We start from the raw sequence: 25,487 nt of genomic DNA, 5'->3' as shown, positions 1-25,487 counted from the left end.
GGTGTTTTTTGAGTTTTTTACGCCGCTTCGCTGCGCGGCATACCCAGCAGGCGCCCCACCTGGTCCAGATCGGTTTCCCGACGCAAGGCGGTGAATAGCTCGACCGCTTCCGGGTAGTTGCGGGTCAGCATTGCCAACCACTGTTTCAAACGCCCAGGCGCCGAACGTGGCGTCAACTGCACCACCACCTGCGCCCAGAAGTCCTGGAGCATCGGTTGCAAATCGGCCCAGGACATCTCCTGCACTTCTTCTCCAGCCCGAGCGGCAGCAATCTGCCGGGCCAGATCCGGACGCGATACCAGTCCGCGCCCAAGCATAATGTCCTCGACGCCGCTGATCTCCCGGCAACGCCGCCAGTCCTCGACACTCCAGATATCGCCGTTGGCGAACACCGGCACCCTGACCACGTCCTGTACCCGCGGGATCCACTCCCAGTGCGCCGGAGGCTTGTAGCCGTCAACCTTGGTCCGCGCGTGCACCACGATATGCTCCGCTCCACCCTCGGCCAACGCCGTGGCACATGCCAGGGAGCCATCCGGGCTGTCGAAGCCCAAGCGCATTTTCGCGGTGACCGGAATATGTGCCGGAACCGCCCGTCGTACATGCTCGACAATCTGATTCAGCAGCTCGGGCTCCTTGAGCAGCACCGCCCCGCCCCGTGACTTGTTGACGGTCTTGGCCGGGCAACCGAAATTAAGATCGATGACCGCGCTGCCCAACTCACAGGCCAGCGCAGCGTTTTCGGCCAGACACACTGGATCGGAGCCCAACAACTGCACCCGCAGCGGCACGCCGGCGGCAGTCTGTGCGCCTTGCAGCAATTCGGGGGCGAGCTTGTGGAAATAGGCAGGCGTCAGCAGACGGTCATTGACGCGAATGAACTCGGTGACACACCAGTCAATCCCGCCAACGCGGGTCAGTACATCGCGCAGGATGTTGTCGACCAACCCCTCCATGGGCGCCAGGGCAATTTGCATGAAACACACTCAACAAAAAAACGGGCAAAAAAAACGTCGCCCAGTCTACTGGGTTTCACCCACCCGCTGGGATTTTGTAGGAGCCGGCTTATCGGCGTGCCCCGCGCTCCGCACTTGAAGGCGCCTTCACTGGCAGCCAACCCCTGCGACATGGGAGAAAGCGATCAGGAAGCCTGCAAGGCCGGCCCGTAGCCCTCGAGGAACTCGACAGGCATGCGCTTGGGCTTGCCAGTGGACAATTCAATGCAGACAAAGGTGGTCTGGGCCCGCAGCAGCGTGGCGCCATCGCTCGGACGAACCAGCTGGAAGCGCCGGGTCATTTTCAAGCGTTGATCCCAGTCGACGATCCAGGTGGCCAATTGCAGTTCATCTTCCTCATAACCTGCAGCCAGATAATCAATCTCGTGCCGCACCACCGCCATCGCCCGGTCCAGACGGCGATACTCGGCCAGATCCAGCCCCAGTCGCTGGGAATGCCGCCAGGCGCAACGCTCCAGCCAGGTGACGTAGACCGCATTATTGGCGTGCCCCAAGCCATCGATATCCTCGGCGGCAACCTGCAGATCGATGACGAATGGCGTTGCCAGATCCCAACTCATGCCCAACTCCCGGTCAGATTTTTTGACTGGGGCAGTGTAACGGATGCTCAGGTGGATTGGCGTGCTGCAGATGCTGGCCGGCGATCAGCACAAACGAATTGAGTGGCGCGCCGTTGATGCTACGAATCCAACTCAACCCGCTCCTCACTCGCCATCGCAGAATCAAGCCTCAGGTCATAGAACTGCCGACTTGGCTGCACGCAGCAAGCGGTCGGACAACTCACCCGGACCCAGCGCCCGCGCCAGGGACAATCCACCTACCATCAGCGCCATGTCTGCCAGAGCCTTGTCCGTGTCTTCGGGGCTTGCGGCCAATTGCGCAACCATCAACTCCATGTGCTCGCTCAAAGCGTTGCGAAAACTGTCCGGCAAGCGCCCCAACTCACCGACTGAAGCCGGAATTGGGCAAGCCTGCTCGGTAGAGTCACGGTGCTTGCGCGACAGATAAAATGCCGCCGTAAGCGCCCTACGCTCCTCGCCACTCAAGCTCGAGTCCATTTCGTCGAGCAAGCCACGGCGGTGGGCGAGCAACTGAGTGAAGGCCTCCAGCATCAGCGCATCCTTGCTTTCAAAGTGCGCATAGAAGCCGCCCACCGTCAGCCCGGCCGCCCCCATCACCTCACCCACACTCGGCTCGGCCGGGCCATGCTGGATCAGCGCGGAACTGGCGGCCTGGAGAATGCGTTCGCGGGTTTGAGCTTTTTTATCGTTCATGGTTGCCTCCGAATATTACGGAGAAAATATTATTCGCATAATAATTTTCCGCAAGTCGCTAGCGTGACCGTCGGTCAGAGGGGCAGGCTGAGGAAAAAAGAGAAAATTGGCTGAACGCCAGACAAACAAAAGGGCCATTCAATAATCGAATGACCCTTAAAAATCCCGCAAAGCGGGTAAACGTGGCGTCCCCTAGGGGACTCGAACCCCTGTTACCGCCGTGAAAGGGCGGTGTCCTAGGCCACTAGACGAAGGGGACACAAACCCTTCTAACAACTGATCAGTGCTGAGTACTGATCGATTCAAGGCCGGTGTGGCCAGACCTTGAACTGTAAATTGGTGGAGCTAGACGGGATCGAACCGTCGACCTCTTGCATGCCATGCAAGCGCTCTCCCAGCTGAGCTATAGCCCCGGATTTTCGCCTCGCGGCGCAGCGACATCTTGCAACATCACTTGTGTGAAACTGGCGTCCCCTAGGGGACTCGAACCCCTGTTACCGCCGTGAAAGGGCGGTGTCCTAGGCCACTAGACGAAGGGGACACAACCCTTCTATACAACTGATCAGTGCTGAGTACTGATCGATTCAAGGCCGGTGTGGCCAGGCCTTGAACTGTAAATTTGGTGGAGCTAGACGGGATCGAACCGTCGACCTCTTGCATGCCATGCAAGCGCTCTCCCAGCTGAGCTATAGCCCCTCGTCGGTTAGGACGGGGCGAATCTTAAGGGGCGATCGGAACGCTGTCAAATTTTTTTCGGTTTTTTGAAAAGAAATTTGCCGGGATAACAATCACTTACCGCCCCACCCGGAAAACCCAGGCTTTTCCGCCCTTCCCGACCCGCGCCAGCTAGCGCAAAAGGGCCACCGCGGGCCGAAGAGCAACCGACTTGGCCAGCAACCAACCCGCCTGGCGCTTGAGACTCAAGCGTAGTCGAAAAGGTTGCCGCCTCGGCCACTCCCGCAGCGCACAACTGCCTCAGGCGATCGTGCCCAGCAGTTTTTCCCACTCTTTATTCTCTTTCTTCGACACACCACCGAGCAGATCGATGGCCTGGCGCAGGCGGAAACGAGTCAGGTCCGGCCCCAGGATTTCCATGGCATCGAGCACCGACACCGAACTGGCCTGGCCAGTGATAGCGGCAAACATCAGCGGCATGGCATCACGCAGCTTCAGTTCCAGGGACTCGACCACCGCCTGAATAGTCGCGGTGATACTGTCCTTCTCCCACTGCCGCAGGCTTTCGAGCTTCCACAGGATCAATTGCATCAGTTGGCGCACCTGATCGCCCGAGAGTTTCTTGGACTCGAAGAGCTTGGCATCCGGGGTTACGCCACCGGCAAAGAAGAAACCTGCCAAGGGAGCGATCTGACTGAAGGTCTCGACCCGCCCCTGAACGTGCGGCGCAATCTTCATCAGGTATTCGGGATTCAAGGCCCAGGTCTGCACCCGACTGGCGAACTCTTCCAGCGGCAGGTCCCGCAGCCACTGGCCATTGAGCCAGGACAGCTTCTCGACATCGAAAATCGGACCGCCGAGGGAAACCCGCGACAGATCGAAGTTGTCGACCATTTCCTGCAACGAGAACTTCTCGCGCTCGTCCGGCATCGACCAGCCCATGCGCCCCAGGTAGTTGAGCATGGCTTCAGGCATGAAGCCCATGCGCTCGTAGAACGTCACCGAGGTCGGGTTCTTGCGCTTGGACAGCTTGCTCTTGTCCGGGTTACGCAGCAGCGGCATGTAGCACAACTGCGGCTGTTCCCAGCCGAAATATTCGTACAGCAGGATCAGCTTCGGTGCCGATGGCAGCCACTCTTCGCCACGCAGTACGTGAGTGATACCCATCAGATGGTCGTCGACCACATTGGCCAGGAAGTAGGTCGGCAGGCCGTCGGTCTTCATCAGCACTTGCATGTCCATGCGATCCCACGGGATCTCGACATCGCCACGCAACAGGTCCGGGACCACGCAGACGCCTTCGGTCGGCACTTTCATGCGGATCACGTGAGGCTCACCAGCAGCCAGGCGCTGAGCCACCTCTTCCTTGGACAGCAGCAAGGCTCGGCCGTCGTAACGCGGGGTTTCACCGCGAGCCATCTGCTCGGCACGCATCTGGTCCAGCTCTTCGGCGGTGCAGAAGCACGGGAAGGCGTGCCCCAGGTCCACCAACTGCTGGGCGTACTTCTGATAGATGTCACCGCGCTCGCTCTGACGGTACGGGCCATGAGGACCACCGACATCCGGACCTTCGCTCCAGTTGATGCCCAACCAGCGCAAGGCATCGAAAATCTGCTGCTCGGACTCACGGGTCGAACGCAACTGATCGGTGTCTTCGATGCGCAGGATGAACTCGCCGCCATGCTGCTTGGCAAAGCAGTAGTTGAACAAAGCGATGTAAGCAGTACCTACGTGGGGATCCCCGGTAGGCGATGGCGCAATGCGCGTGCGGACGGTGGTCATGGCATGTCTCGAGAAGAATAGAAAAACGAGGAATAAAACAGGGGGCGAATGGTAACAGGCGACACCAGCCCGGCTCCAGTGAGGAGGGCATTTAAGCCAAGGTTGCGCCTACAGGCCACTCCAACCCCGGTGAATAGCCAATAATCAGCCAATGGCATTTACCACCCAGTGGCTATCTGCCAGATTCGCCCACTGATAAATTTTCTTACACTTTTATTGATTACAGCCTGCCCATGCCTGCCCAACTCAAGCGTCGCCTGTTCATCTTCTTGTCCCTGGTCCTGTTGATCGCCCTGGGCTTCCTCGCCCACTGGTGGTTCCACGGGCGCTTTTATGAAACCACAGACAACGCCTACGTCCAGGGCGAAATCACCCGGATCTCCAGCCAGTTGAGCGCTCGCATCGACGAAGTGCTGGTACAGGACAACCAGCATGTGGAGAAGGGCCAACTCCTGGTGCGCCTGGAAGGCGAAGACTTTCAACTGGCGGTGGATCGCGCCGAAGCGGCCCTGGCGACCCGCGAGGCGGAGCGCCTGCAGGCCCAGAGCAAGCTGACCCAGCAAGCCAGCCTGATTGCCGCGAGCGAAGCCCAGGTGGCATCGACCCAGGCCAGCCTCGGCCGCTCGCAGATCGACCTGTCCCGGGCGCAAACCCTGCGCAAGCCCGGCTACGTCTCCGAAGAACGGGTCACCACCCTCTCCGCCGACAACCATATCGCCCACTCCCAGGTCATCAAGGCCCAGGCCGATCTGCAAGGCCAGCGCCAGCAGGTCAACGCCCTAAATGCCGAGATCAAGCGCCTGGATGCGCAGATCGCCAATGCCCAGGCCGATCTGGCTCAGACGCGACTGAACCTGACCCGCAGCGAGATCCTCGCCCCCATCAGCGGCATCATCGGCCAGCGTGCCGCGCGCAATGGCCAAGTGGTGCAGGCCGGCGCCTATCTGCTGTCGATCGTTCCTGACCAGGACATCTGGGTCCAGGCCAACTTCAAGGAAACCCAGATCGGCCACATGCGACCCGGACAGCAGGCCGAGCTGACCTTCGATGCCTACGGCGATACGCCGATCCAGGCTCGGGTCGACAGCCTGTTCGCCGCCTCAGGCGCGCAGTTCAGCCTGCTACCGCCGGACAACGCAACCGGCAACTTCACCAAGGTGGTACAGCGTATTCCGGTAAAGCTGACCTTTGCCGCCGACAATCCGCTGCAGGGCAAGATCCGTCCTGGCATGTCCGTGACCGTCAAAGTGAACATCAAAGACCCTGTCGATGGCCGGTGATCAACTGCTGCGCCCGGTAGGCGAGCCGACCCGGCGTGACTGGATCGCAGTCATGAGCGCGATGCTCGGTGCCTTCATGGCAGTGCTCGACATCCAGATCACCAACTCTTCCTTGAGAGACATCCAGGGCGCACTGTCCGCCACGCTGGAGGAAGGCTCGTGGATCTCCACCTCCTACCTGGTGGCGGAGATCATCATGATCCCCCTCACCGCCTGGCTGGTGCAGTTGCTCTCGGCACGGCGGCTGGCGGTCTGGGTATCGGTGGGGTTTCTCATTGCCTCGCTGCTTTGCTCCACGGCCTGGAGCCTGGAAAGCATGATCGTGTTTCGAGCCCTGCAAGGCTTTACCGGTGGCGCGCTGATTCCCCTGGCGTTCACCCTGACCCTGATCAAGCTGCCCGAACATCATCGGGCCAAAGGCATGGCCATGTTTGCCATGACCGCCACCTTCGCCCCCTCCATCGGCCCGACGCTGGGCGGCTGGCTGACGGAAAACTGGGGCTGGGAATACATCTTCTATATCAACGTGCCGCCAGGCCTGCTGATGATCGCCGGCCTACTCTACGGCCTGGAAAAAAAGGCAGCCCATTGGGAGCTGCTGAAAAGCACCGACTACACCGGCATCCTCACCCTCGGCGTGGGGCTGGGCTGCCTGCAAGTGTTTCTGGAGGAAGGCCATCGCAAGGACTGGCTGGAATCGAGCCTGATCGTGACCCTGGGCAGCATTGCCCTGGTCAGTCTGATCAGCTTCGTGATCGTGCAGGTGTCCAAACCCAATCCGCTGATCAACCTGGGGATTCTGCGCAACCGCAACTTCGGGCTGTCAAGCATTTCCAGCCTGGGGATGGGCGTCGGCCTGTACGGCTCGATCTACCTGTTGCCGCTGTACCTGGCGCAAATCCAGGACTACAACGCCTTGCAGATTGGCGAAGTGATCATGTGGATGGGAGTGCCGCAGCTGTTTCTGATTCCCCTGGTGCCCAAGCTGATGCAGTTCATCCCGCCGAAATGGCTGTGCACCCTGGGTTTTGGCCTGTTCGGATTGGCGAGTTTTTCCTCGGGCGTGCTCAACCCGGACTTTGCCGGACCGCAGTTCAACCAGATCCAGATCATCCGCGCACTCGGCCAGCCGCTGATCATGGTCACCATCTCGTTGATCGCCACCGCTTATATACAGCCTCAAGACGCGGGATCGGCCTCCAGCCTGTTCAACATTCTGCGCAACCTCGGCGGCGCCATCGGCATCGCCTTGCTCGCGACCCTGCTGGACGCACGGACCAAGACCTACTTCGACTACTTGCGCGAAGCCATAGTCCCGAGCAACCCGCAGGTTGCGGAACGCCTGGCCAACCTCACCGAGAAATTCGGCAATGAGACTGCAGCCCTGGGCAAGCTCAGCGAGATCACCCATCAGCAGGCGCTGATCATGGCCTACAACGATGCCTTCCATTTTGTCGGGATTGCCTTGGGAATCAGCATGCTGGCAATCCTGCTGACCAAGGCGCTGCCCAAAGGGCTCAAGGCCGGCGAAGCTCATTGACCCAGCGGCGGGAACCGGCTTTCGCAAGATCAAGCTTGTACCGGCGCCGGCTTGCCAGCGAACAGGCCCCTCACTCCATCACAGGATTCAAGGGCTTCTTCGCCGGCAAGCCGGACAAGGATGGATGATGCCGCGCTCAGACAGTCAGCAGACGCTCGCGCAGCTTGGTGATTTCGTCACGCATCTGCGCTGCGGCCTCGAATTCCAGGTCCCGGGCCAACTGGTACATCTTCTCTTCGAGCTGGCGAATACGCTTGGTGATCTCGCTCGGCGAACGCAGTTCGTTTTCGTAGCGGGCATTTTCCTCGGCGGCCTTGGCCATGCCTTTGCGCTTCTTGCTACGAGAACCCGGAACGGTGGCGCCTTCCATGATGTCAGCGACATCCTTGACCACGCCCCTGGGGGTAATGCCATTGGCCAGGTTGAAAGCGATTTGCTTGTCACGCCGGCGTTCAGTTTCGCCAATCGCCCGCTCCATGGAGCCGGTGATGCGGTCGGCATAGAGGATCGCCCGGCCATTGAGGTTACGCGCAGCCCGGCCGATGGTCTGGATCAATGAACGTTCGGAGCGCAGGAAGCCTTCCTTGTCGGCGTCGAGAATCGCCACCAGGGACACTTCCGGCATGTCCAGGCCCTCACGCAACAGGTTGATACCCACCAGCACGTCGAAGGTGCCCAGGCGCAAATCGCGGATGATTTCCACCCGCTCCACGGTGTCGATGTCCGAGTGCAGGTAACGTACACGCACGCCGTGATCAGCCAGGTAATCGGTAAGGTCCTCGGCCATGCGCTTGGTCAGTGTGGTCACCAGCACTCGTTCTTCCACAGCCACGCGCTTACCGATTTCCGAGAGCAGGTCGTCCACCTGGGTCAGGGCCGGGCGCACTTCCACCTGTGGGTCCACCAGGCCGGTAGGACGTACTACCTGCTCTACCACACGCCCGGCGTGCTCGGCCTCGTAGTTGCCCGGAGTGGCGGAAACAAAGATGGTCTGCGGACTGACCCCTTCCCACTCATCGAAGCGCATCGGCCGGTTATCCAGGGCCGACGGCAGGCGGAAACCATATTCCACCAGGGTTTCCTTGCGTGAGCGGTCGCCTTTGTACATGGCGCCGACCTGAGGCACGCTGACGTGGGACTCGTCGATCACCAGCAAGGCATCCGCCGGCAGGTAGTCGTACAGCGTCGGCGGCGCCGCGCCGGCAGGACGGCCAGAGAGGTAGCGGGAGTAGTTTTCGATGCCGTTGCAGTAGCCCAGCTCGAGAATCATCTCCAGGTCAAAACGGGTGCGCTGCTCAAGACGCTGGGCTTCCACCAGTTTGTTGTTGGAGCGCAGGTATTCCAGGCGCTCCTGCAGCTCCACCTTGATGCCCTCGATGGCGTCCAGCAGGGTTTCCCGCGGAGTCACGTAGTGGCTCTTGGGGTAGAAGGTGAAACGCGGCAGTTTGCGAATCACTTCACCGGTCAGCGGATCGAAGGCACTGATGCTTTCCACTTCGTCGTCGAACAGCTCGATGCGGATCGCCTCAAGATCGGATTCCGCCGGGTAGATGTCGATCACATCACCCCGCACACGAAAGGTGGAGCGGGCAAAGTCCATATCGTTGCGGGTGTATTGCAGGTCCGCCAGGCGCCGCAACAGCGCACGCTGGTCGAGCTTGTCACCGCGGTCCACGTGCAGGACCATTTTCAAGTAGGTTTCCGGGCTGCCCAGACCGTAGATGCAGGACACCGTGGTGACGATGATCGCGTCCTTGCGCTCCAGTAACGCCTTGGTCGCGGAAAGACGCATCTGTTCAATGTGGTCGTTGATCGACGCGTCTTTCTCGATAAAGGTGTCCGAGGACGGCACATAGGCTTCGGGCTGGTAGTAGTCGTAGTAGGAAACGAAGTACTCCACCGCATTGTTCGGGAAGAAGGCCTTGAATTCACCGTACAACTGCGCCGCCAGCGTCTTGTTCGGCGCCAGCACCAGGGTCGGGCGCTGCACCTGGGCGATCACGTTGGCGATGCTGAAGGTCTTGCCCGAGCCGGTCACACCGAGCAGGGTCTGGTGCGCCAGACCGGCCTCAATGCCCTCGACCATCAGACGGATGGCTTCCGGCTGGTCGCCGGCAGGCTGGAAGCGGGTGACTAGCTGGAACTCAGACATAACGTACCTCTGGAATCATTCGTATACGGCAAGACCGCACAGGAACGAGAAAGACCACGTACGACCCATGTCGCCGAGGAAAAATCGGGAATGTTCTAGATGTGGAGCCAAATACCACAGCTTTCAAGGTAAAGGTCCTACACCCGCTAACACCCTGGATGTTGCAATAAGACTAACGGTCGAAAAATAAAGCGAAAAACTTGCCGCAAAAGCTCAATCGGCTGTCGCTCCCCGCGATGATGGCCTCTATACTAGCTCCCCGTTTGTGCACCGCTCTAGTGCATTCGGCTGGAGCGCGACACGTCCCTCCACACTCCATTCAGAGCCGCCGTAAAAATGAGCCTGTTCTCCGCTGTCGAAATGGCACCACGCGATCCAATCCTGGGCCTCAACGAAGCATTCAACGCCGACACCCGCACCAATAAGGTCAACCTTGGGGTGGGCGTGTACTGCAACGAGGAGGGACGCATTCCGCTGCTGCGCGCCGTTGTCGAAGCCGAGACAATTCGCGCCGCTCAACACGCCTCCCGTGGCTACCTGCCGATCGACGGCATCGCCGCCTATGACCAGGCAGTACAGAAGCTGCTGTTCGGCAACGACTCGCCACTGCTGGCTGCCGGCCGCGTAATCACCACCCAGGCCGTTGGCGGCACTGGCGCACTGAAGATCGGTGCCGATTTCCTCAAGCAATTGCTGCCGAACGCCGTGGTTGCCATCAGCGATCCGAGCTGGGAAAACCACCGCGCACTGTTCGAGACTGCCGGCTTCCCGGTACAGAACTACCGCTATTACGACGCCGCCACTCATGATGTAAACCGCGCCGGCCTGCTGGAAGACCTCAACGCCCTGCCGGCCCAATCGATCGTGGTGCTGCACGCCTGCTGCCACAACCCGACCGGTGTCGACCTGAGCCCGCAAGACTGGAAAAACGTCCTGGAAGTGGTCAAGGCGAAAAACCTCGTGCCATTCCTCGATATGGCTTACCAGGGCTTTGGCGACGGCATCGACGAAGACGCCGCAGCGGTGCGCTTGTTCGCCGAGTCGGGCCTGACCTTTTTCGTCTCCAGCTCGTTCTCCAAGTCGTTCTCGCTGTACGGCGAGCGTGTCGGTGCCCTGTCCATCGTCAGCAGCTCGAAGGAAGAAAGCGCGCGCGTGCTGTCCCAGGTCAAGCGTGTGATCCGCACCAACTACTCCAACCCGCCTACCCACGGCGCAACCATCGTTGCCGCAGTGCTGAACAGCCCGGAACTGCGCGCCCAGTGGGAGCAGGAACTGGCGGAAATGCGCCTGCGGATTCGCGGCATGCGCACCCAGATGGTCGACCTGCTGAGCAAAGGCGCACCACAGCACGACTTCAGCTTCGTCGGTCGTCAGTGCGGCATGTTCTCCTACTCCGGCCTGACGGTTGAGCAAGTCACTCGCCTGCGCAACGAGTTCGGCATCTATGCCCTGGACACCGGCCGCATCTGCGTTGCCGCTCTGAACCAGAACAACATCGGCGTAGTGACCAAGGCGATCCTGCAGGTGATCTGATTCGCACCCGCACAAAAAAAGGGGAAGCCATCGTGCTTCCCCTTTTTCATGCCCTTGTCACACATATTCCCCCAGGCCCGGCTTCTGCAACCTCTAGACTGAGGCCATGCTTCCCTTCTGATCGAGAACACAAATGAAAGACGATGACCTGCGGGCTGACCGCGACGAGCTGGAGCGCTATCAGCCCCGCGCGCAGAAACGTGAAAAAAGCCTGGTGCTGCAAATTGCCCTTGGCGTGTTCCTTGGCGGACTGGCGCTGTGGCTGGTGCAACTGGCGGCCACCTCACTGATGGCCAAGCTGATGCTCGGTACCTTGACCTTCGGCGGTTGAACCGGCTCAGTCCGTCAGTTCGCCCAAGCGCTGGCTGGCGGCATCGTCGAAGGCCACATACAGCGCCTCGGCGATTTGACTCTTTATCGCCTTGGCGCTCTCCAGCCCCAGGACAAAACCTTCGGCCTTGCCTGCGGCACGATGCAGATCAACCGTGGACCCCGCCTGAGCGATTGCATCCCACAGCTTGCTGGCCTGTGGCCCTACTCCCTTGGGCAGACTGATCTGCTCAATGCTCATGACAGCACCTTGAATCGAGGGGCGAAAAAGCGTGCGGGAACCAACGAGAAATCGAAGCGGATCATAAATCTACCTTTGCGGCTTGAGGCCGGCAGCGCGTGAAACCACTTCCGGGGCGCCATGGTAGCCCCTCCCGGCCCGCCGGTAAGCGTGAGGGAGCGATAAATCCCTCAAACAATGTCACTGCATCATTCAGTTGTGTGCGTGCCGGCAAAAAAATGCCTGCACTTGCTTGACTTCCCTTTTTGAATCAGTAAGATACGGCGCATTCCGCGATAGCTCAGTTGGTAGAGCAAGTGACTGTTAATCACTGGGTCCCTGGTTCGAGTCCAGGTCGTGGAGCCATATTCCTACACTGATTTTCATCATTCCTCACAAGAGCGCCCTGCTCTTTCGGAAAATCAGCTCAAGCACCCCCTCAGTAGATAACCGATCCGCATGTCAGCCAGGCATGCGGATGAACGTCCCCGCATGCCAGAAATCCTCATGCCCAGGTCCTGTTGCCTTGCCGCAAAGGCTTGACGTAGGCTGTGCGCCTCTTTATCCGACCAGTCAGACAATGATGTTCCTGCCAGCACAATCACCGTGCATTTCCCCCTCGATGAGCCCCTCGGCAACCCTCGCTGTTGCCCAGCATGACTGCGCGATCAACCGTCGGCGCCGCAGCGTACTGTTTGCCTTCACCTTCTCCCCGCCTCAGGGCAATCGCTGATAGCGATTGACTCCGGCCTGCAGCACAACGATTGGCTGCAGGAGCTGGCTGTAGTAACCGGCTTGCCAGCAAAGGCCCTCTGAAGAGCAGCACATCACTCAATGGTCTCTTCGCCAGCAAGCCAGCGCCTACCCAAGTGGCACACGCCCGGCAATCGCCCGCACGTCGGCCCGCCTTATCAGGCGGTGTCTGCAACACCCCTACTTTTCGGTGCCTGAACCTTCAGGCGCAGGTCTTGATCATGAACAAAGCCTTGTTAGCGGCCCTGATCCTGGGCATTTCCATCGTCGGCCTGAGCATCGGCTCAACGGTGCCGATCCTCGCTCTACGCCTGTATCAGGCCGGTGCGTCCAATAACCAGATTGGCCTCATGTCGGCACTGCCTGCAGCGGGCATGATGCTTTCGGCGTTCCTGGTCAATAGCCTGTGCCAGCGCCTGACCCGTCGTCAGATCTACCTGCTGTGCTTCAGCCTTTGCGCCCTGAGCGTCGCCGCCCTGGAACTGCCAGGGGCCAGCCTCTACAGCCTGGGTGTGGCCCGGATCGCCATGGGCCTGGGCGCGGGGCTGATCATCATTCTCGGGGAAACCTGGGTCAATGAAATGGCCGAAGACGCTACCCGCGGACGGTTGGTCGCGGTGTACACCACCTGCTTCACCTTCTTCCAGCTGTTGGGCCCCGGCCTCGTGTCGCTGCTAGGCACCGAGGGACCGACAGTGCTCGCGATTGTCAGCGTCGGCTACGCCGTGGCGATCGCCGTGGTCTGGCTGACCCTGCCCCAGGAAGACGCCCCAAGCCCACACAGCGAAAGCCGGACATTCTCGGTGCTGGGTTTCATCCGCATCGCTCCGGCGCTGTGCGTGGGCATCCTGTTCTTCGCTTTTTTCGACAGCGTGGTGCTGTCGCTGTTTCCGGTGTACGCCGCCACCCATGGCTATAGCATCAAGCTCGCGGCGCTGATGGTGACCATCATTCTCCTGGGCGATACGGCATTCCAGTTTCCTCTGGGCTGGCTCTCGGACAAGCTCGGGCGTCCCGGCATCTACCTGGGTTGCGGCATCATCGCCCTATTGATCGGCCTGAGCCTGCCGCTGCTGATGGAGGCTCCCGGCCTGCTCTGGCCAAGCCTGGTGATTCTTGGCGCAGCTGCCGGCGGCATCTACACCCTGGCCATCGTGCTGATCGGCCAGTCCTTCAGCGGGGCCGACCTGGTGACCGCCAATGCCAGCGCCGGCCTGCTCTGGGGCATCGGCAGCCTGCTAGGACCATTGCTCAGCGGCGCAGCCATGAGTGGTGGCAGCTATGGCCTGCCGCTGACCCTGTCAGCCGCCGCCGCGCTGGTGGTGGTGTTTGCCCTGTCCCTGGTGCGCCAAGGCCATTTCAGCAAGGTCGCGGAGTAAAATCCGCGCCCGCTGCATTGGTCGATCAGGACGCGCCACGTGACGATTCACAGGCCGCGTGTTTGTCATTACCATCGCGCCATCCGACTCTGCACCTCATGGATTCCCCCGCGATGGACCGACCTCTGTACCTCTTGCCTGTGTATGGGCTGCTGCTTCTACTTCCTCTGCCAGTTCTGGCCGAGACAGCGGTGGATTGCGCCACGCTGAGCGACAACGTCTCCCTGGAAGCCGGCGCATACCGCCCGCCCCTGGAAGCCAAGGTGATCGGCGCAGGACGCCTGCATTTCCACAGCGGTCCGAATGCCGCCTGCGTGAACCACACGTTGTATGTGGTCCCAGACGATGTCCTGACGGCCTATGCATCCAGCGACAACGGTTGGACCCAGGTCATGTACATCGCCAAGGACGGTGAGGACTACACCGGTTGGGTCGAGGAAAAACGCCTGCAACTCGGCGGTCATTACGGCGGCGCACAGCTGCCGGCGGACGTCACCGCCTTCATCCAGCGCCATGAAGAATGCCTGCACTTCGCCGGCGAAGAGCCCTATGACGCAGAGCGCAGGGCCTTCCTCGAGAAAGCCGTCAATGAGGTCTGTGTCGGCCATGATCGCCAGCTCGCGGCCTTGCGCAAGCAGTACCAGGAGCAACCCCTAGCCCGGCAAGCCCTCGCCTCTCTGGAGAACCTGGAATAACCCCTCGCCCATAAAAAACCGGCGCCTCCAGGCGCCGGTTTTTTTATGCCGCAATGATCGGATTCAGTGGGTGGCTTCAGCACTGCCGCGAGCATGACTCGGCGAAGATCCATCGCCTTGCTGGTTCAAGACCTCCGCTACCAGTGGCACTTCGTTGCCTTCGGCGTCATGCAGCTTGCCGCCACTGAAGTAATCCCCTTCACGCAACAGGGCAATGTCCTGAAAACGCAGGCTACGTTCGGTGCCGGCGACGAACACCGACTGCTGGTCGGAGTTGCCTGCGGTGAAATGGTTGAACGCCAGGTTCAGCAGGATCGCCATGATCGCCGACGAACTGATGCCCGAGTGGAAAATTGTTGCGAACCAGCTAGGGAAATGATCGTAGAAACTGGGTGCGGCAATCGGGATCATGCCGAAGCCGATGGACGTCGCGACGATGATCAGGTTCATGTTGTTGCGGTAGTCGACCTTGGACAAGGTACGAATGCCACTGGCAGCCACGGTACCAAACAACACGATACCGGCACCGCCCAGCACCGAGGTAGGCACCGCGGCGATCACCCGCCCCATGAACGGCAACAGGCCGAGGATCACCAGGAACAATCCGCCGGTGGCGACCACGAAGCGGCTCTTGATCCCGGTGACTGCCACCAGCCCGACGTTCTGGGCAAAAGCACTCTGGGTGAAGGAGCCGAAGATCGGCGCAATCATGCTCGACAGCATGTCAGCACGCAGGCCATCACCGAGGCGCTTGGAGTCGACCTTGGTGTGGATGATTTCACCCACGGCCAGGATGTCCGCCGAGGTTTCCACCAGGGTCACCATGACCACGATGCACATCGACAGGATGGCCGCGATATGAAAGGTCGGCATGCCGAAATGGAACGGCGTGGGCAGGCCAAACATCGGCCCCTGGGTGACGCTGGAGAAGTCCGCCATGCCCAGGAACAGCGCAATCACCGTACCGATGATCATGGCCAACAGAATCGACAGCCGGGAAATCGCCGCGCTGCCAATCTTGCTCAGCAGCAGTACCAGCGCCAGGGTGATGGCCGCCAGGCCGATGTTCGACATGCTGCCGAAATCCGCCGCACGACTGTTGCCACCCATGGCCCAGCGCGCCGCCACCGGCATCAGCGTGAGGCCGATGGTGGTAATGACGATGCCGGTGACCAGGGGTGGAAAGAATTTGGTGATCCGCGAGAACACCGGCGTGATCAGCAGGCCGATCAGCGAAGCCACGATCACCGCGCCGAGAATCGACTGGAAACCACCCTCGCCGCCGCTGGTAACGATTGCCACCATGGTCGAGACACCGGCAAAGGACACCCCTTGCACCAACGGCAGCTTGCACCCGAAAAACGGCACGCCGAGGGTTTGCAGCAATGTAGCCAACCCCCCGGCAAACAACGATGCGGCAATCAGCAGGCCGATCTCCGCCGGCGATAAACCTGCAGCCTGGCCGACGATCAGCGGCACAGCAACGATGCCGCCATACATGGTCAGGACGTGTTGCAGGCCATAAGCCATATTCGCGCCAATGCCCAAATTCTCATCTTCGGGCCGCTGCTGTGAAACCTGAGGGGTATTCATGGTGTGGGGTTCCCTGTTTTTGTTATGCGCACACTGTATGCAACATTAAAGACAACTGTCTATATAATTGTATACAGTTTATCGGCCAACCTTCAGGCACATCCCCCTTGCGATTGCGCGGGCTGAAATCGATCTCCAGCCGTCGAGACTTCGACCTCTTACAACCTGAAACCGCCCCACCGCTGCCTTGCAACCTCCACCCTCGGCAGTACTGACCGATCCTGCCACGAACAGCGTCCTCACTCCCACGCCTGGAAAACAGCATAAAAAAAGGGCCGACCTCTCAGGGAGATCGACCCTTGCTCTGAATCAGCAGCCTACTCAGGAAGCCGGCACGCGGATTTTGTACACATTTGGCGCAACACGAATCCACTGATCGCTCACCAGCGGGTAGACCCGGGTCCGAGACGACAATCGCAACAACTGCGAGTTGATATTGCCCAGCGTCTTCACGTTACCGTCGCGCAGGTAGCTTTGCATGTTGCTGCGCAGATTGACGATGGTGTTCCAGGTGTCCTGGTTATTGATGATGTACTGGGCATTGGTTTCGAACTCCTCACCCGGGTCGTCGTTGCGGCCATTGGGCCCCAGGAACAGGTTCCACGGCATCCAGGTGTAGAAACCATGAAAGGTATCCCAGCCCAAAGGCCTTGGCGGCACACCGGCATTGGCTCGCACCACGCCACGGCCGATCTCCTCGAGCAAGGTCTTGCCCTGGTCGTAGTCCGCCGCCACTGGCGGGGTGACGTTGACCCCGTTATCCCGCCCATAGCTGGTGAAGCGCCCGCCAAAACCGTCCCAGAAGCCTTTCAGCTCCTTCAGGTGCCCACGCTGCACCACGGACATGTAGAAATCCCGCAGCTGGTTATAGGCAATGATGTGATGTCGGCTCACCGCAACCGTGTAGGCCGGCCCAACGCCCGAGGTTTTGAGATCAACGCTGTAGTTGTCGGACGGAGGAAAGGGCGAGCCGGCCCGGGCATCCATGTTGAGGTTGTAGTCACCGGCAGGGTTGGGCACCGCGAAACTGCTGGTCGAGCCCAGGCTGAGCAGCCCGAGCAGCCCTGCAAACAACCCTTGGCGCAGACGTCGTAACGGTGATGCGGAACTGCAAGACCTGTCTGATCGGTTGATTTTCTGCATGATTCTCTCCATAGAAAAGTGCCGTTTCGGCAGTCGATTCTAAGGAGCGACGATCCCCGAATTTAACCGGGAACCGATTCCGTGCCCGAGCGCTGCAGCCTTATCGAACGCAGCGGCTCAGGCCTCCAGCAACTGTTCGAGAACCCGCGGTAGGTCAGGATGCAACGGCAGGCGCAAGCCGAACTCATCCTGCAGCAGGCCCATCAGTTCCCGGGCATCAGTGATTTCCCGACGCTCGCTCGGCAGCCCCATGCGATGCAACGCATAGCTGCCATTGTTCAAGGTGCGACGTATTCCCGGCCCCATCAGCGCTACCTTCAGCTGACCGAGAAAAGGCGAATCCTTGTGGGTCGAGACGTACCAGTTGCCCATCTCGTAATCCACATCGCCCTGCACCTGCAGATCGAAGACATACATCGCCCGCCATTCATCCATGACCTTGACGCGCAAGGTGTAGCTGCCTTCGCGCTCAGTGATGCGGTAGGGCTCATGGGGCGTGGCCTGCTCCTCACAGGTATCCAGCAGCAACGGCGCAGTGGGCACCATGCCGCCAAAGCCGACATCGACAATGTACCGTCGCCCCTCCAGGTGCAGCAGCGCCAGGCGATGACTGCGCGCGGTATGCGCATCTTCTGGCCCACCGATCACCACGCGCCCAGTGATGCCCCGAGCCTCATAGCCCAGGTGCTGCAACAGCACCAGGAAGGTCTGATTGAGTTCATAGCAGTAGCCGCCACGCCCCTGATGGAGAATCTTGCGCTCCACCGAAGCCAGGTCGATGGGCACCGGCACTCGCAGCAGGGTCGAGAGACTCTCGAAGGCAAAACGGCAGACGTGCCGCAGTTGCAGCTCCTGCAGGGTCTCCAGGGTCGGCGGTGGCGCACGGTCATAACCGAGTCGGCGCAGGTAGAGGTCGAAGTTCATCAGGTGCGGCTGGCTCATGCACAAGTCCTTGAAATGAGTGTCGCGCAGGGACCCGATCCTACTTTTCCGGCCCTGACATATCGGAGCCATGTATAAGCCAAAAGAGCGAGCCCCCAACAATCAATTCGGTTGATATTTTTTATCGTACCAGCGCTGGACTGGCACTTGCCCAGCCAGCCCTGATCGCTCAGAACCCCAATCCGAGCACTCGGTTCTTCAAGAAAGGTTGGTGCTCGCTCAACGATCGGAGCGCTGCAATAGATCCTCGGCGGTTTCCCCTGACAATGTCGCTACTCGGTTGCGGCCATTGGCCTTGGCCTGATACAGCGCCGCATCCGCCCGTTCGATGAACACCTCGATGCTGTCGCGCCCAGCGGGGACAAAGGAGTAACAGCCCAGACTGACCGTCACACACCCTACCGGGGAGCCGGAGTGGGTGATATTGCGCGCCATGACGCTTTGGCGAATCTGCTCGGCCATGGCCAGCGCGCCATGAATATCAGTGTCGGGCAGCAGCACCGCGAACTCTTCGCCGCCATAGCGCACGGCCAAGTCGGCCTTGCGCTGGCAGCAGCCCTTCAGGGCTTGCGCCACCTCCGTCAGGCAGTGGTCACCCGCCACATGCCCGTAGGTATCGTTGTAGCGCTTGAAGTAGTCGATATCGGCCATGATCAGGCTCAGCGGCGTGCTCTGCCGCGCCCCCCGACTGAACTCGATCTCCAGGGAGCGCTCGAACAAGCGCCGATTGGCCAGGCCGGTCAGGCTGTCATGGGTAGCAATCACTTCCAAGGCTTCCTGGGCCTCTCGCAGGTCAGCCTCGATCCGCTCGCTATTGCGCACCTGATGCACAAACACCCAACCGAACAACCCCACCCCCAGCAAGACCAGGGCGACGATGGCCGTGGACTGATAGGCCGAGGCATACCAGCCCTTGAGAATCGAATCCCTGGAGTTCGCCGCCGCCACCACCAACGGATACGCCTGCAATTGGCGGTAGCCATACAAGCGCGTCACTCCGTCCACCACCGAGGTGATCATCGCGTTGCCAGCGGTAGCTTCAGGCAAGTACTTGCTGAAAATCTCGCCACGCGACAGCGAAGCACCGATCTGGCGCTCCTCGAAGGGGCGCCGCGCAATCAGGGTGCCGTCGGACAAGGCGAGGAACATCGAGCCCTGCTCATCGATATTGAAGCTTTTGAAGAACTGATCGAAGTACGCCAGCTTGATGCCAGCCATCAGTACACCCTGGAAATTCCCGTCTTCGTCATTGATTCGGCGTGAGATGGGAATGATCCATTCACCGTTGGCACGGCTGCGAATCGCTGGACTGATGTGCGCCTGCAGCGAGGCATTCTGCTGGTGGAAACGGAAGTAATCGCGGTCCGCTACGTCCTTGCCGTGGGGCGAATCATTAAAGGAACTGACGACCCACTGTCCCTGCTTGTCGTAGAGAAACACCCCGCTGAGCTGCGCCAGGGCCTGCACCCGCCGGGCGAAGATTTTCTGCAGACGCGACTGCTGCTGGGAAACCCCACCCAGAGCCTGGATCCAGTCGGAGAGGCTCATCAGCACCAGGTCTGCCTCCATGAAGGTGTCCTCGGCCTGCTGGGCGATGGCCCGGGTCAAGTTGGTGGAGTTGACCTCCGCCTGGGCCAGGTCATGGCGCCAGGACTGCTCCAACTGGAGATACAGCAGACCGCACAGGCACAGAAAGACTGTGGAGATGAAAGCCACCGCAGCCTTGAGCAATGGCAAGCGCTTCAGTGTGCCACCAGGGGCATGATGAGCATCGTATATGGGGACAGGCAAAAAGGTCGTCCTGAAGGGAAAAGGCGTGAGTGGCCTCGCCTCACTCGGAGGTTATCGGCCACACAGGGCAATGCCTAAAGCGTAGATCGCCGGCTGCAAGCATATTCGATGATGACCTTAGACAGCGCCGCAACCATGGCCGGGTCCGACTCGGGCGCGGTGAACAAGCGGAACTGGGCATCGGGCAACGCCGGTAAACCGTATTCTGCGCCCAACGCGGCGAGCCCTGGTCCCAATTGGCTGACCGCCATCGGCGCCACGGCAAAACCGGACAACACCGCCGCGCGCAAGGCCGCGTTGCTGCTGCAGAGCATTGCCGTACGCTGCGCGATACCGGCCTTGGCCAGCCGGCTCAAGGCCACGGCCCGATAAGGGCAGGGTTCAGGAAACAAGGCCAGAGGCAACGGCTCGGGCAGACGCGTAACCGGCTGTGGCAACCCGACCCAGACCAGAGGTTCGGACCAGAGCAACTGGCCCGACTCGGAGGTTTCACATAACGACCCCACCACCAACTGCAGACTGCCCTGGGCCAGACGGTCCAGAAGAGTACCGGGAACACTGACCTCTACGTCGATCTGGATGCCCGGGTACTGGCCGGCAAAATCTTGCAATGCCCGCAGCAGGCGAGGCTCGGCGAAATCCTCAGACAGACCGATGCCCATTCGTCCATGAAACGCCACCCGCTTCAGTTCGGTCCAGGCATCGCGGTTCAATGCCAGGATGGCCCGGGCATAGGCCATCAGCCGCTCGCCATCGGCGGTCAGTTGCTGTGAACGGGTCGTGCGCAGCAGCAGTGGCTTGCCGACCTGCTGTTCCAGGCGACGCAGGTGGCCACTGACTGCCGACTGGGTCAGGTGCAGTTTGTGCGCAGCACGACTGAATCCTTCCTCATCGACGACAGCGACAAAAGTGCGGAGCAACAAGACATCGAACATATTTCGATACGCCATCAATTGAGCGCTAATTGACAATTTATATTTAAAAAATAGCTATGTTGCAATAGTCGCTCCCCCTCCACCAAGAGACCTGTTCATGACCCGGCTCCTGCACATCCAATGCTCGCCTCGCCTACGCCGCTCCGCCTCACTGGAAATCGCTCGCAGCTTCATCCAACGCTTTCAACAGCATGTACCGGACGCCGAGGTCAGCACCCTGGACCTGTGGAATCTGCAACTGCCGGAACTCGATCAAACAACGATGGACGCCAAGTACGCCCACCTTGGCGGCCACTCATTGACTACAGCCGAACAGAGCGCCTGGACCCGCCTTCAGGAACTGGCCACCCCTCTGCATCAGGCCGACCTGCTGGTGCTCTCCATACCGCTGTGGAATTTCAGCATTCCCTACAAGCTCAAGCACTTCATCGACCTGGTGTCGCATCAAGGCATTCTGTTCAGCTTCAACCCCGAGCGTGGACTGCATGGCCTGCTACAGGACAAGACGGCCGTAGTGGCCTATGCCCGGGGCCTGGACTTTTCCACCCAGTCAAGCACGCCGGCACCCGCGTTCGACTTCCAGAAGCCCTATATCGAAGCCTGGTTGAATTTCATCGGTATCGACGACCAGCATTCGCTGATTGTGGAAAAAACCATCCTCGGAGCGGACACCGACCAAGCCTCCCGAAAAGTCACATCCCTGCAGGCACAAGCCCTGGCGGATCGCCTAGCAACACGATATCGCTAGTTTGATCGGCAAGCCTGGCGGACCGGCCAACGGACTCCGCCAGCCCTTCGCGAACCACCTTCCGGATGCTCCTCAAGAATGCCCTTCGGCCAATGCTGATAAAAAATACTTTTCACATCCTCGCTTCATGCATTTCTGGTCTATACACAATCCATTGAAATGCTTCGATTAAAACCGTCACCCCATTTCTCTGTACCTCTAGTAGCCGTACATGTCGTGATGTTGGAAGCTGATTGCCAAGGAGTGGACGTTGACAAGGGGTAACGCGCTGAATCGTTTTACTTTCAGGCCCTGGCGCCATCAAGAACTGCTATTGGCCCTGATTGAGCGCGAAGTCCTCGGCAGATATCGAGGTTCGATCGCGGGACTGCTCTGGTCCTTTCTCAACCCCCTTTTCATGCTGCTGGTGTACACCTTCGTATTCAGCGTGGTGTTCAAGGTGCGCTGGGGAAACGGCAGCGACTCCAAAAGCGAATTCGCCCTGCTGGTATTCACCGGCATGATGGTCTTCAACCTGTTTTCAGAATGCATCAGCCGCGCCCCCGGACTGATCCTGAGCAACGTCAACTACGTCAAAAAAGTGGTCTTCCCCTTGCATATCCTGCCGTGCGTGATGCTCGGGGCCGTAATGTTCCACACCTTGGTGAGCTTCATCGCCTGGCTGCTCTTCTATCTGCTGATGTTCGGCCTACCTCCGCTCACCGCCCTGCTGTTTCCCTTGGTGTTGCTGCCCTTGGCGCTGTTCACCCTCGGGCTGTCATGGATACTCGCCTCGCTGGGGGCCTATCTGCGGGATATCGGCCAGGTCATCGGGGTGCTGATGTCAGCCTTGATGCTGCTCTCCGCAGTGTTCTATCCGGTGAGCGCATTGCCTGAGTCCTACCAGCACTGGCTCTATCTGAACCCGCTGACCCTGGTGATCGAGTTCGCCCGCGACGTACTGATCTGGGGCGTGGTGCCCAATATCAACCTGTGGCTGGGGCAAATGGTGGTGGCTGCCGCCGTGGCATTCTGCGGGCGGGCGTGGTTCGAGAAAGCCCGCCAGGGGTTCGCCGATGTGCTCTGATCTAGCAATCAAGACCCAAGAACTGGGCAAGTGCTACCAGATCTACGAACAGCCCCGGGACCGCTTGCTGCAATTGCTGCGGCCTCGCGGCAAGCGACGCTATCGCGAGTTCTGGGCCCTGAAAGCGGTCTCGCTAGAGATTCGCCGGGGCGAGACCGTAGGCATCATCGGCCGCAACGGCAGTGGCAAGTCGACCTTGCTGCAACTGATCTGCGGCACCAGCACCGCCTCCACCGGAAGCGTGGTCTGTCACGGCCGGATCGCCGCCCTGCTGGAACTGGGTTCAGGCTTCAATCCGGAGTTCACCGGCCGCGAGAACGTCTATCTGAACGGCGCGGTGCTGGGCCTGAAGCGTGCGGAAATCGAGGCACGCTTCGACGAAATCGCCGCCTTCGCCAATATTGGCGAGTTCATCGACCACCCCACCAAGACCTACTCCAGCGGCATGCTGGTGCGCCTGGCCTTTGCCGTTTCGGTCTGTGTCGAGCCAGACATCCTGATTGTCGACGAAGCCCTGGCGGTCGGCGACGCGTCCTTTCAGTTCAAGTGCCTGGAGCGGCTGGATCGCCTGACTCGCCAAGGCATGACCCTGCTGTTCGTGTCCCACGACATGAGCATGGTCAAACGCTTCTGCAACCGGACGCTGTACCTACGTGACGGCGAGATTCGTGCCAGTGGTACGTCGGAGGCGATGGCCGAGCTCTACCTGCTGGACATGCGCGACGAGCAACGACGCTGGGCCAGTGACGGAGCGATTCAGGTCACCCCAAAAACGGCGCTCAACCCGGAGCGTGGCATGGCGTTCGGCACCGCTGAAGGACGGATCACCTCGGCCGTGTTCTGCAGTACCGGAACGCTGTACTCCAGTTTTGTCTATGGGGACACGATCGAGATCGCCGTCGACACCCTTATCAGCGATGCCATTACCCGACCCAATATCAGCCTGACCATCCAGGAAGCCCGGCTACTGGTGGTCAGCGGGATCAACGTGCCGCTGTGCAGCGATGCCGCCCGCAACGGCTGGCGCGACGCCCGGATCCGCCTGAAATTCGCTGCCAACCTGGCTGCGGGGCGCTACCACATCACCCTCAAGCTGATGAACGGCGAAACGGAAGAAACCTCCCACCTGATCGAAAAACAGGTGGCCCTCCTGGCCTTCGACATGCTGCCAGGCACCAAGCATTTCCTGGGAATCGTCGACTTGCACATCGAACCTGTACCCGCCGAACTTCAAGAACCCACGGCAATCGAGGAGCGCTCATGAGTGACAAAGAGTGGCAAGTCGCGATCTTCGGCACCTTTGACGTGGCCAATTACGGCGACCTGTTGTTTCCCCTTATCGCCAAGACAGAGTTGCAGGCACGCCTGGGCGCAGTGCAACTCCACGCTTTCTCCTATCACAGTCGCTCCACGCCGGAGTGGCCTTATCCGGTGACCTCGGTCAGCGAACTGCCGCGGTTGATAGACACCCTGGACGGAGTGCTGATCGGCGGCGGCTTCATCATTCGCTTCGACAAGCTGGTGGCCAGCGGTTACTACCCGCCGACTCCGGAGATTCACCACCCTACCGGGTATTGGCTGTCGCCGGCGCTGCTTGCCCTGCAACACGGTGTACCGTTGATATGGAACGCACCGGGCATGCACTGCAACGATATTCCGTCCTGGGCGACGCCGCTGCTCAAGCTGACCCTGGAACTCAGCCCCCACGTCCAAGTGCGCGATGCACTGTCGCAGGCAACCCTGTCGGCCTTGAGTGACCAGGCCCGGGTCGAGGTACTGCCGGACACCGCCTTTGGCCTGCCCAACCTCATCGACCTGCAGCAGCCGTCCAACGAGTACCGCCTGCTCTGTGAACAGGCCGGTTTGAACGGCCCCTACCTGGTGGTGCATTCGATTGCCGGCCTGGAAAGTTTTCTACAACTGTGGAAAACCCACTCGGCGCTATTTGCCCCTTGGCAACTGCTACTACTGCCCATCGGCCCAGTGCTGGGTGATCACGAGTCGATTCTCGGCGCCGACCTGCCACGGGCCGTGAGCCTGCCGACCTGGCCAGCCCCACTGCTGCTGGCTGAAATCCTCGGCCACGCCCAGGGCGTGATCGGCCACAGCTATCACCTGGCGATTACCGCCCTGGCCTTCGGTGTCCCCATCTTCAGTTCGGCCAACCTGAACAGCGGCAAATACACCGCCCTGCTGCAGTACCAGGGGATCTACCCACTGCACGCCAACCAGGTCATCGATCCGCAGTGGTTTGTCGAACGCCTGGGCCAGCGCTGTTCCTGCTCCAGATTGATCGAGTCCCAGGAACAGTTGCGCCGTCATTGGGATCAGGTGGCCGAACTCATCACCCAGGGTCATCGCCCCACCAGTCAGCCAATGAACCAGTTCTGGCAGTCACTGCCCAGCCTGCTGGAAGAAACCCGTCTGGACGGGCGCGAGGAATGCCTGAGCCAACAAGCAGAGCTGGATCAGTTGAAAACGCAGTGGCAGCAGTTGACACAACTGCACAGGCAGCAACAGGAACTCATGAGCCAGACCCGCAGCGAACTCGACCGGATGTATCGCTCCAGCTCGTATCGAATCACCGCACCGCTGCGCTCCATCCGCCGCCGTTTCAAATATCTATTGGGAAGATGACCA

Annotated in this window: 21 protein-coding genes and 5 tRNA genes; 11 read left to right on the top strand and 15 right to left on the bottom strand. The window is 60.1% G+C overall.

Annotated features, from left to right (window positions below; genetic code table 11):
* Positions 1-17 precede the first annotated feature (17 nt).
* From GV818_RS16010 to gltX, 8 genes are all read right to left on the bottom strand, one after another.
* Complete coding sequence (locus GV818_RS16010; RefSeq protein WP_161759587.1) at positions 18-977, bottom strand: tRNA dihydrouridine synthase; 960 nt, start codon at positions 975-977, stop codon at positions 18-20.
* 164 nt (positions 978-1,141) lie between these two features.
* The gene (locus GV818_RS16005) at positions 1,142-1,576 is read right to left on the bottom strand and encodes an acyl-CoA thioesterase (protein WP_161759586.1); all 435 of its coding nucleotides are present in this window, start codon (positions 1,574-1,576) and stop codon (positions 1,142-1,144) included.
* Between the two features lie 174 nt (positions 1,577-1,750).
* Entirely contained in the window at positions 1,751-2,290 is a 540-nt protein-coding gene (locus GV818_RS16000) for a TetR/AcrR family transcriptional regulator (protein ID WP_161759585.1), read from the bottom strand.
* A gap of 183 nt (positions 2,291-2,473) precedes the next feature.
* Positions 2,474-2,549: transfer RNA gene (locus tag GV818_RS15995), tRNA-Glu, on the bottom strand.
* Positions 2,550-2,627: 78 nt separating this feature from the next.
* Positions 2,628-2,703 (bottom strand) — tRNA-Ala (locus tag GV818_RS15990).
* A 52-nt stretch (positions 2,704-2,755) separates the two neighbouring features.
* A tRNA-Glu gene (locus GV818_RS15985) sits at positions 2,756-2,831 on the bottom strand.
* A gap of 79 nt (positions 2,832-2,910) precedes the next feature.
* Positions 2,911-2,986: transfer RNA gene (locus GV818_RS15980), tRNA-Ala, on the bottom strand.
* 279 nt (positions 2,987-3,265) lie between these two features.
* Positions 3,266-4,747, bottom strand: coding sequence for a glutamate--tRNA ligase (gene gltX / locus GV818_RS15975; RefSeq protein ID WP_161759584.1), 1,482 nt, complete (start codon positions 4,745-4,747; stop codon positions 3,266-3,268).
* Between the two features lie 233 nt (positions 4,748-4,980).
* On the opposite strand from gltX, the gene GV818_RS15970 reads away from it, so the two are divergent.
* The gene (locus GV818_RS15970) at positions 4,981-6,027 is read left to right on the top strand and encodes an HlyD family secretion protein (protein ID WP_161776988.1); all 1,047 of its coding nucleotides are present in this window, start codon (positions 4,981-4,983) and stop codon (positions 6,025-6,027) included.
* Positions 6,017-7,567, top strand: a complete 1,551-nt coding sequence (locus GV818_RS15965) for an MDR family MFS transporter (protein WP_161776987.1) — start codon at positions 6,017-6,019, stop codon at positions 7,565-7,567. Before GV818_RS15970 ends, GV818_RS15965 begins: the two co-directional genes overlap by 11 nt.
* Positions 7,568-7,703: 136 nt before the next feature.
* Here the strand turns inward: GV818_RS15965 and uvrB are convergent, their stop codons facing one another.
* Positions 7,704-9,719, bottom strand: coding sequence for an excinuclease ABC subunit UvrB (uvrB, locus tag GV818_RS15960; RefSeq protein ID WP_161759581.1), 2,016 nt, complete (start codon positions 9,717-9,719; stop codon positions 7,704-7,706).
* Positions 9,720-10,055: 336 nt separating this feature from the next.
* Between uvrB and GV818_RS15955 the strand changes: the two genes are divergently transcribed.
* Positions 10,056-11,252, top strand: a complete 1,197-nt coding sequence (locus GV818_RS15955; RefSeq protein WP_161759580.1) for an amino acid aminotransferase — start codon at positions 10,056-10,058, stop codon at positions 11,250-11,252.
* Positions 11,253-11,385: 133 nt separating this feature from the next.
* Positions 11,386-11,583, top strand: a complete 198-nt coding sequence (locus tag GV818_RS15950; RefSeq protein WP_161759579.1) for a hypothetical protein — start codon at positions 11,386-11,388, stop codon at positions 11,581-11,583.
* 6 nt (positions 11,584-11,589) lie between these two features.
* On the opposite strand, the gene GV818_RS15945 is transcribed toward GV818_RS15950, so the two are convergent.
* Positions 11,590-11,823 (bottom strand): hypothetical protein, encoded by a 234-nt coding sequence (locus GV818_RS15945; RefSeq protein WP_161776986.1) that lies wholly within the window; start codon positions 11,821-11,823, stop codon positions 11,590-11,592.
* Between the two features lie 269 nt (positions 11,824-12,092).
* On the opposite strand from GV818_RS15945, the gene GV818_RS15940 reads away from it, so the two are divergent.
* The 3 genes from GV818_RS15940 to GV818_RS15930 all read left to right on the top strand — a co-directional run bounded on the left by GV818_RS15940 (position 12,093) and on the right by GV818_RS15930 (position 14,629).
* Positions 12,093-12,168 (top strand) — tRNA-Asn (locus GV818_RS15940).
* A gap of 608 nt (positions 12,169-12,776) precedes the next feature.
* Positions 12,777-13,934: an MFS transporter gene (locus GV818_RS15935; protein ID WP_161776985.1), complete on the top strand. Its 1,158-nt coding sequence runs from the start codon at positions 12,777-12,779 to the stop codon at positions 13,932-13,934.
* A gap of 113 nt (positions 13,935-14,047) precedes the next feature.
* Entirely contained in the window at positions 14,048-14,629 is a 582-nt protein-coding gene (locus tag GV818_RS15930) for an SH3 domain-containing protein (protein WP_161759576.1), read from the top strand.
* A 63-nt stretch (positions 14,630-14,692) separates the two neighbouring features.
* Here the strand turns inward: GV818_RS15930 and GV818_RS15925 are convergent, their stop codons facing one another.
* From GV818_RS15925 to GV818_RS15905, 5 genes are all read right to left on the bottom strand, one after another.
* Positions 14,693-16,222 carry a nucleobase:cation symporter-2 family protein gene (locus tag GV818_RS15925; protein WP_161759575.1) on the bottom strand — a complete coding sequence of 510 codons (1,530 nt, stop codon included), beginning with the start codon at positions 16,220-16,222 and terminating at the stop codon, positions 14,693-14,695.
* A gap of 321 nt (positions 16,223-16,543) precedes the next feature.
* Positions 16,544-17,365 carry a hypothetical protein gene (locus GV818_RS15920; protein WP_161776984.1) on the bottom strand — a complete coding sequence of 274 codons (822 nt, stop codon included), beginning with the start codon at positions 17,363-17,365 and terminating at the stop codon, positions 16,544-16,546.
* A 117-nt stretch (positions 17,366-17,482) separates the two neighbouring features.
* A complete protein-coding gene (locus GV818_RS15915) occupies positions 17,483-18,307 on the bottom strand; it encodes an arylamine N-acetyltransferase family protein (protein ID WP_161759573.1) in 825 nt (274 codons plus the stop codon).
* A gap of 219 nt (positions 18,308-18,526) precedes the next feature.
* Complete coding sequence (locus GV818_RS15910) at positions 18,527-20,098, bottom strand: sensor domain-containing diguanylate cyclase (protein WP_161759572.1); 1,572 nt, start codon at positions 20,096-20,098, stop codon at positions 18,527-18,529.
* Positions 20,099-20,172: 74 nt separating this feature from the next.
* Complete coding sequence (locus tag GV818_RS15905) at positions 20,173-21,033, bottom strand: LysR family transcriptional regulator (protein ID WP_161776983.1); 861 nt, start codon at positions 21,031-21,033, stop codon at positions 20,173-20,175.
* A gap of 97 nt (positions 21,034-21,130) precedes the next feature.
* On the opposite strand from GV818_RS15905, the gene GV818_RS15900 reads away from it, so the two are divergent.
* The 4 genes from GV818_RS15900 (at position 21,131) to GV818_RS15885 (ending at position 25,484) form a co-directional block, all read left to right on the top strand.
* Positions 21,131-21,781, top strand: a complete 651-nt coding sequence (locus GV818_RS15900; protein WP_161776982.1) for an FMN-dependent NADH-azoreductase — start codon at positions 21,131-21,133, stop codon at positions 21,779-21,781.
* 319 nt (positions 21,782-22,100) lie between these two features.
* Entirely contained in the window at positions 22,101-22,847 is a 747-nt protein-coding gene (locus GV818_RS15895; protein WP_256679477.1) for an ABC transporter permease, read from the top strand.
* On the top strand, positions 22,837-24,111 hold the full coding sequence (locus GV818_RS15890; protein ID WP_161776980.1) for an ABC transporter ATP-binding protein: 1,275 nt from the start codon (positions 22,837-22,839) through the stop codon (positions 24,109-24,111). The genes GV818_RS15895 and GV818_RS15890 overlap by 11 nt, the downstream gene beginning before the upstream one ends.
* On the top strand, positions 24,108-25,484 hold the full coding sequence (locus GV818_RS15885; protein ID WP_161776979.1) for a polysaccharide pyruvyl transferase family protein: 1,377 nt from the start codon (positions 24,108-24,110) through the stop codon (positions 25,482-25,484). The genes GV818_RS15890 and GV818_RS15885 overlap by 4 nt, the downstream gene beginning before the upstream one ends.
* Positions 25,485-25,487: the final 3 nt, after the last annotated feature.

This window comes from Pseudomonas sp. Fl4BN1, from assembly GCF_009908285.1.
Classification (GTDB): Bacteria; Pseudomonadota; Gammaproteobacteria; order Pseudomonadales; family Pseudomonadaceae; genus Aquipseudomonas.
The sequence above is the reverse complement of the archived record's forward strand: the minus strand, read 5'-3'. Positions and strand labels throughout refer to the sequence as shown.

What these genes read in the sequence shown, in the direction of transcription:
- GV818_RS16010 (WP_161759587.1), bottom strand. Translation starts at nt 977, where the DNA reads ATGCAAATTGCCCTGGCGCCCATGGAGGGGTTGGTCGACAACATCCTG.
- GV818_RS16005 (WP_161759586.1), bottom strand. Translation starts at nt 1,576, where the DNA reads ATGAGTTGGGATCTGGCAACGCCATTCGTCATCGATCTGCAGGTTGCC.
- GV818_RS16000 (WP_161759585.1), bottom strand. Translation starts at nt 2,290, where the DNA reads ATGAACGATAAAAAAGCTCAAACCCGCGAACGCATTCTCCAGGCCGCC.
- gltX (WP_161759584.1), bottom strand. Translation starts at nt 4,747, where the DNA reads ATGACCACCGTCCGCACGCGCATTGCGCCATCGCCTACCGGGGATCCC.
- GV818_RS15970 (WP_161776988.1), top strand. Translation starts at nt 4,981, where the DNA reads ATGCCTGCCCAACTCAAGCGTCGCCTGTTCATCTTCTTGTCCCTGGTC.
- GV818_RS15965 (WP_161776987.1), top strand. Translation starts at nt 6,017, where the DNA reads ATGGCCGGTGATCAACTGCTGCGCCCGGTAGGCGAGCCGACCCGGCGT.
- uvrB (WP_161759581.1), bottom strand. Translation starts at nt 9,719, where the DNA reads ATGTCTGAGTTCCAGCTAGTCACCCGCTTCCAGCCTGCCGGCGACCAG.
- GV818_RS15955 (WP_161759580.1), top strand. Translation starts at nt 10,056, where the DNA reads ATGAGCCTGTTCTCCGCTGTCGAAATGGCACCACGCGATCCAATCCTG.
- GV818_RS15950 (WP_161759579.1), top strand. Translation starts at nt 11,386, where the DNA reads ATGAAAGACGATGACCTGCGGGCTGACCGCGACGAGCTGGAGCGCTAT.
- GV818_RS15945 (WP_161776986.1), bottom strand. Translation starts at nt 11,823, where the DNA reads ATGAGCATTGAGCAGATCAGTCTGCCCAAGGGAGTAGGGCCACAGGCC.
- GV818_RS15935 (WP_161776985.1), top strand. Translation starts at nt 12,777, where the DNA reads ATGAACAAAGCCTTGTTAGCGGCCCTGATCCTGGGCATTTCCATCGTC.
- GV818_RS15930 (WP_161759576.1), top strand. Translation starts at nt 14,048, where the DNA reads ATGGACCGACCTCTGTACCTCTTGCCTGTGTATGGGCTGCTGCTTCTA.
- GV818_RS15925 (WP_161759575.1), bottom strand. Translation starts at nt 16,222, where the DNA reads ATGAATACCCCTCAGGTTTCACAGCAGCGGCCCGAAGATGAGAATTTG.
- GV818_RS15920 (WP_161776984.1), bottom strand. Translation starts at nt 17,365, where the DNA reads ATGCAGAAAATCAACCGATCAGACAGGTCTTGCAGTTCCGCATCACCG.
- GV818_RS15915 (WP_161759573.1), bottom strand. Translation starts at nt 18,307, where the DNA reads ATGAGCCAGCCGCACCTGATGAACTTCGACCTCTACCTGCGCCGACTC.
- GV818_RS15905 (WP_161776983.1), bottom strand. Translation starts at nt 21,033, where the DNA reads ATGTTCGATGTCTTGTTGCTCCGCACTTTTGTCGCTGTCGTCGATGAG.
- GV818_RS15900 (WP_161776982.1), top strand. Translation starts at nt 21,131, where the DNA reads ATGACCCGGCTCCTGCACATCCAATGCTCGCCTCGCCTACGCCGCTCC.
- GV818_RS15890 (WP_161776980.1), top strand. Translation starts at nt 22,837, where the DNA reads ATGTGCTCTGATCTAGCAATCAAGACCCAAGAACTGGGCAAGTGCTAC.
- GV818_RS15885 (WP_161776979.1), top strand. Translation starts at nt 24,108, where the DNA reads ATGAGTGACAAAGAGTGGCAAGTCGCGATCTTCGGCACCTTTGACGTG.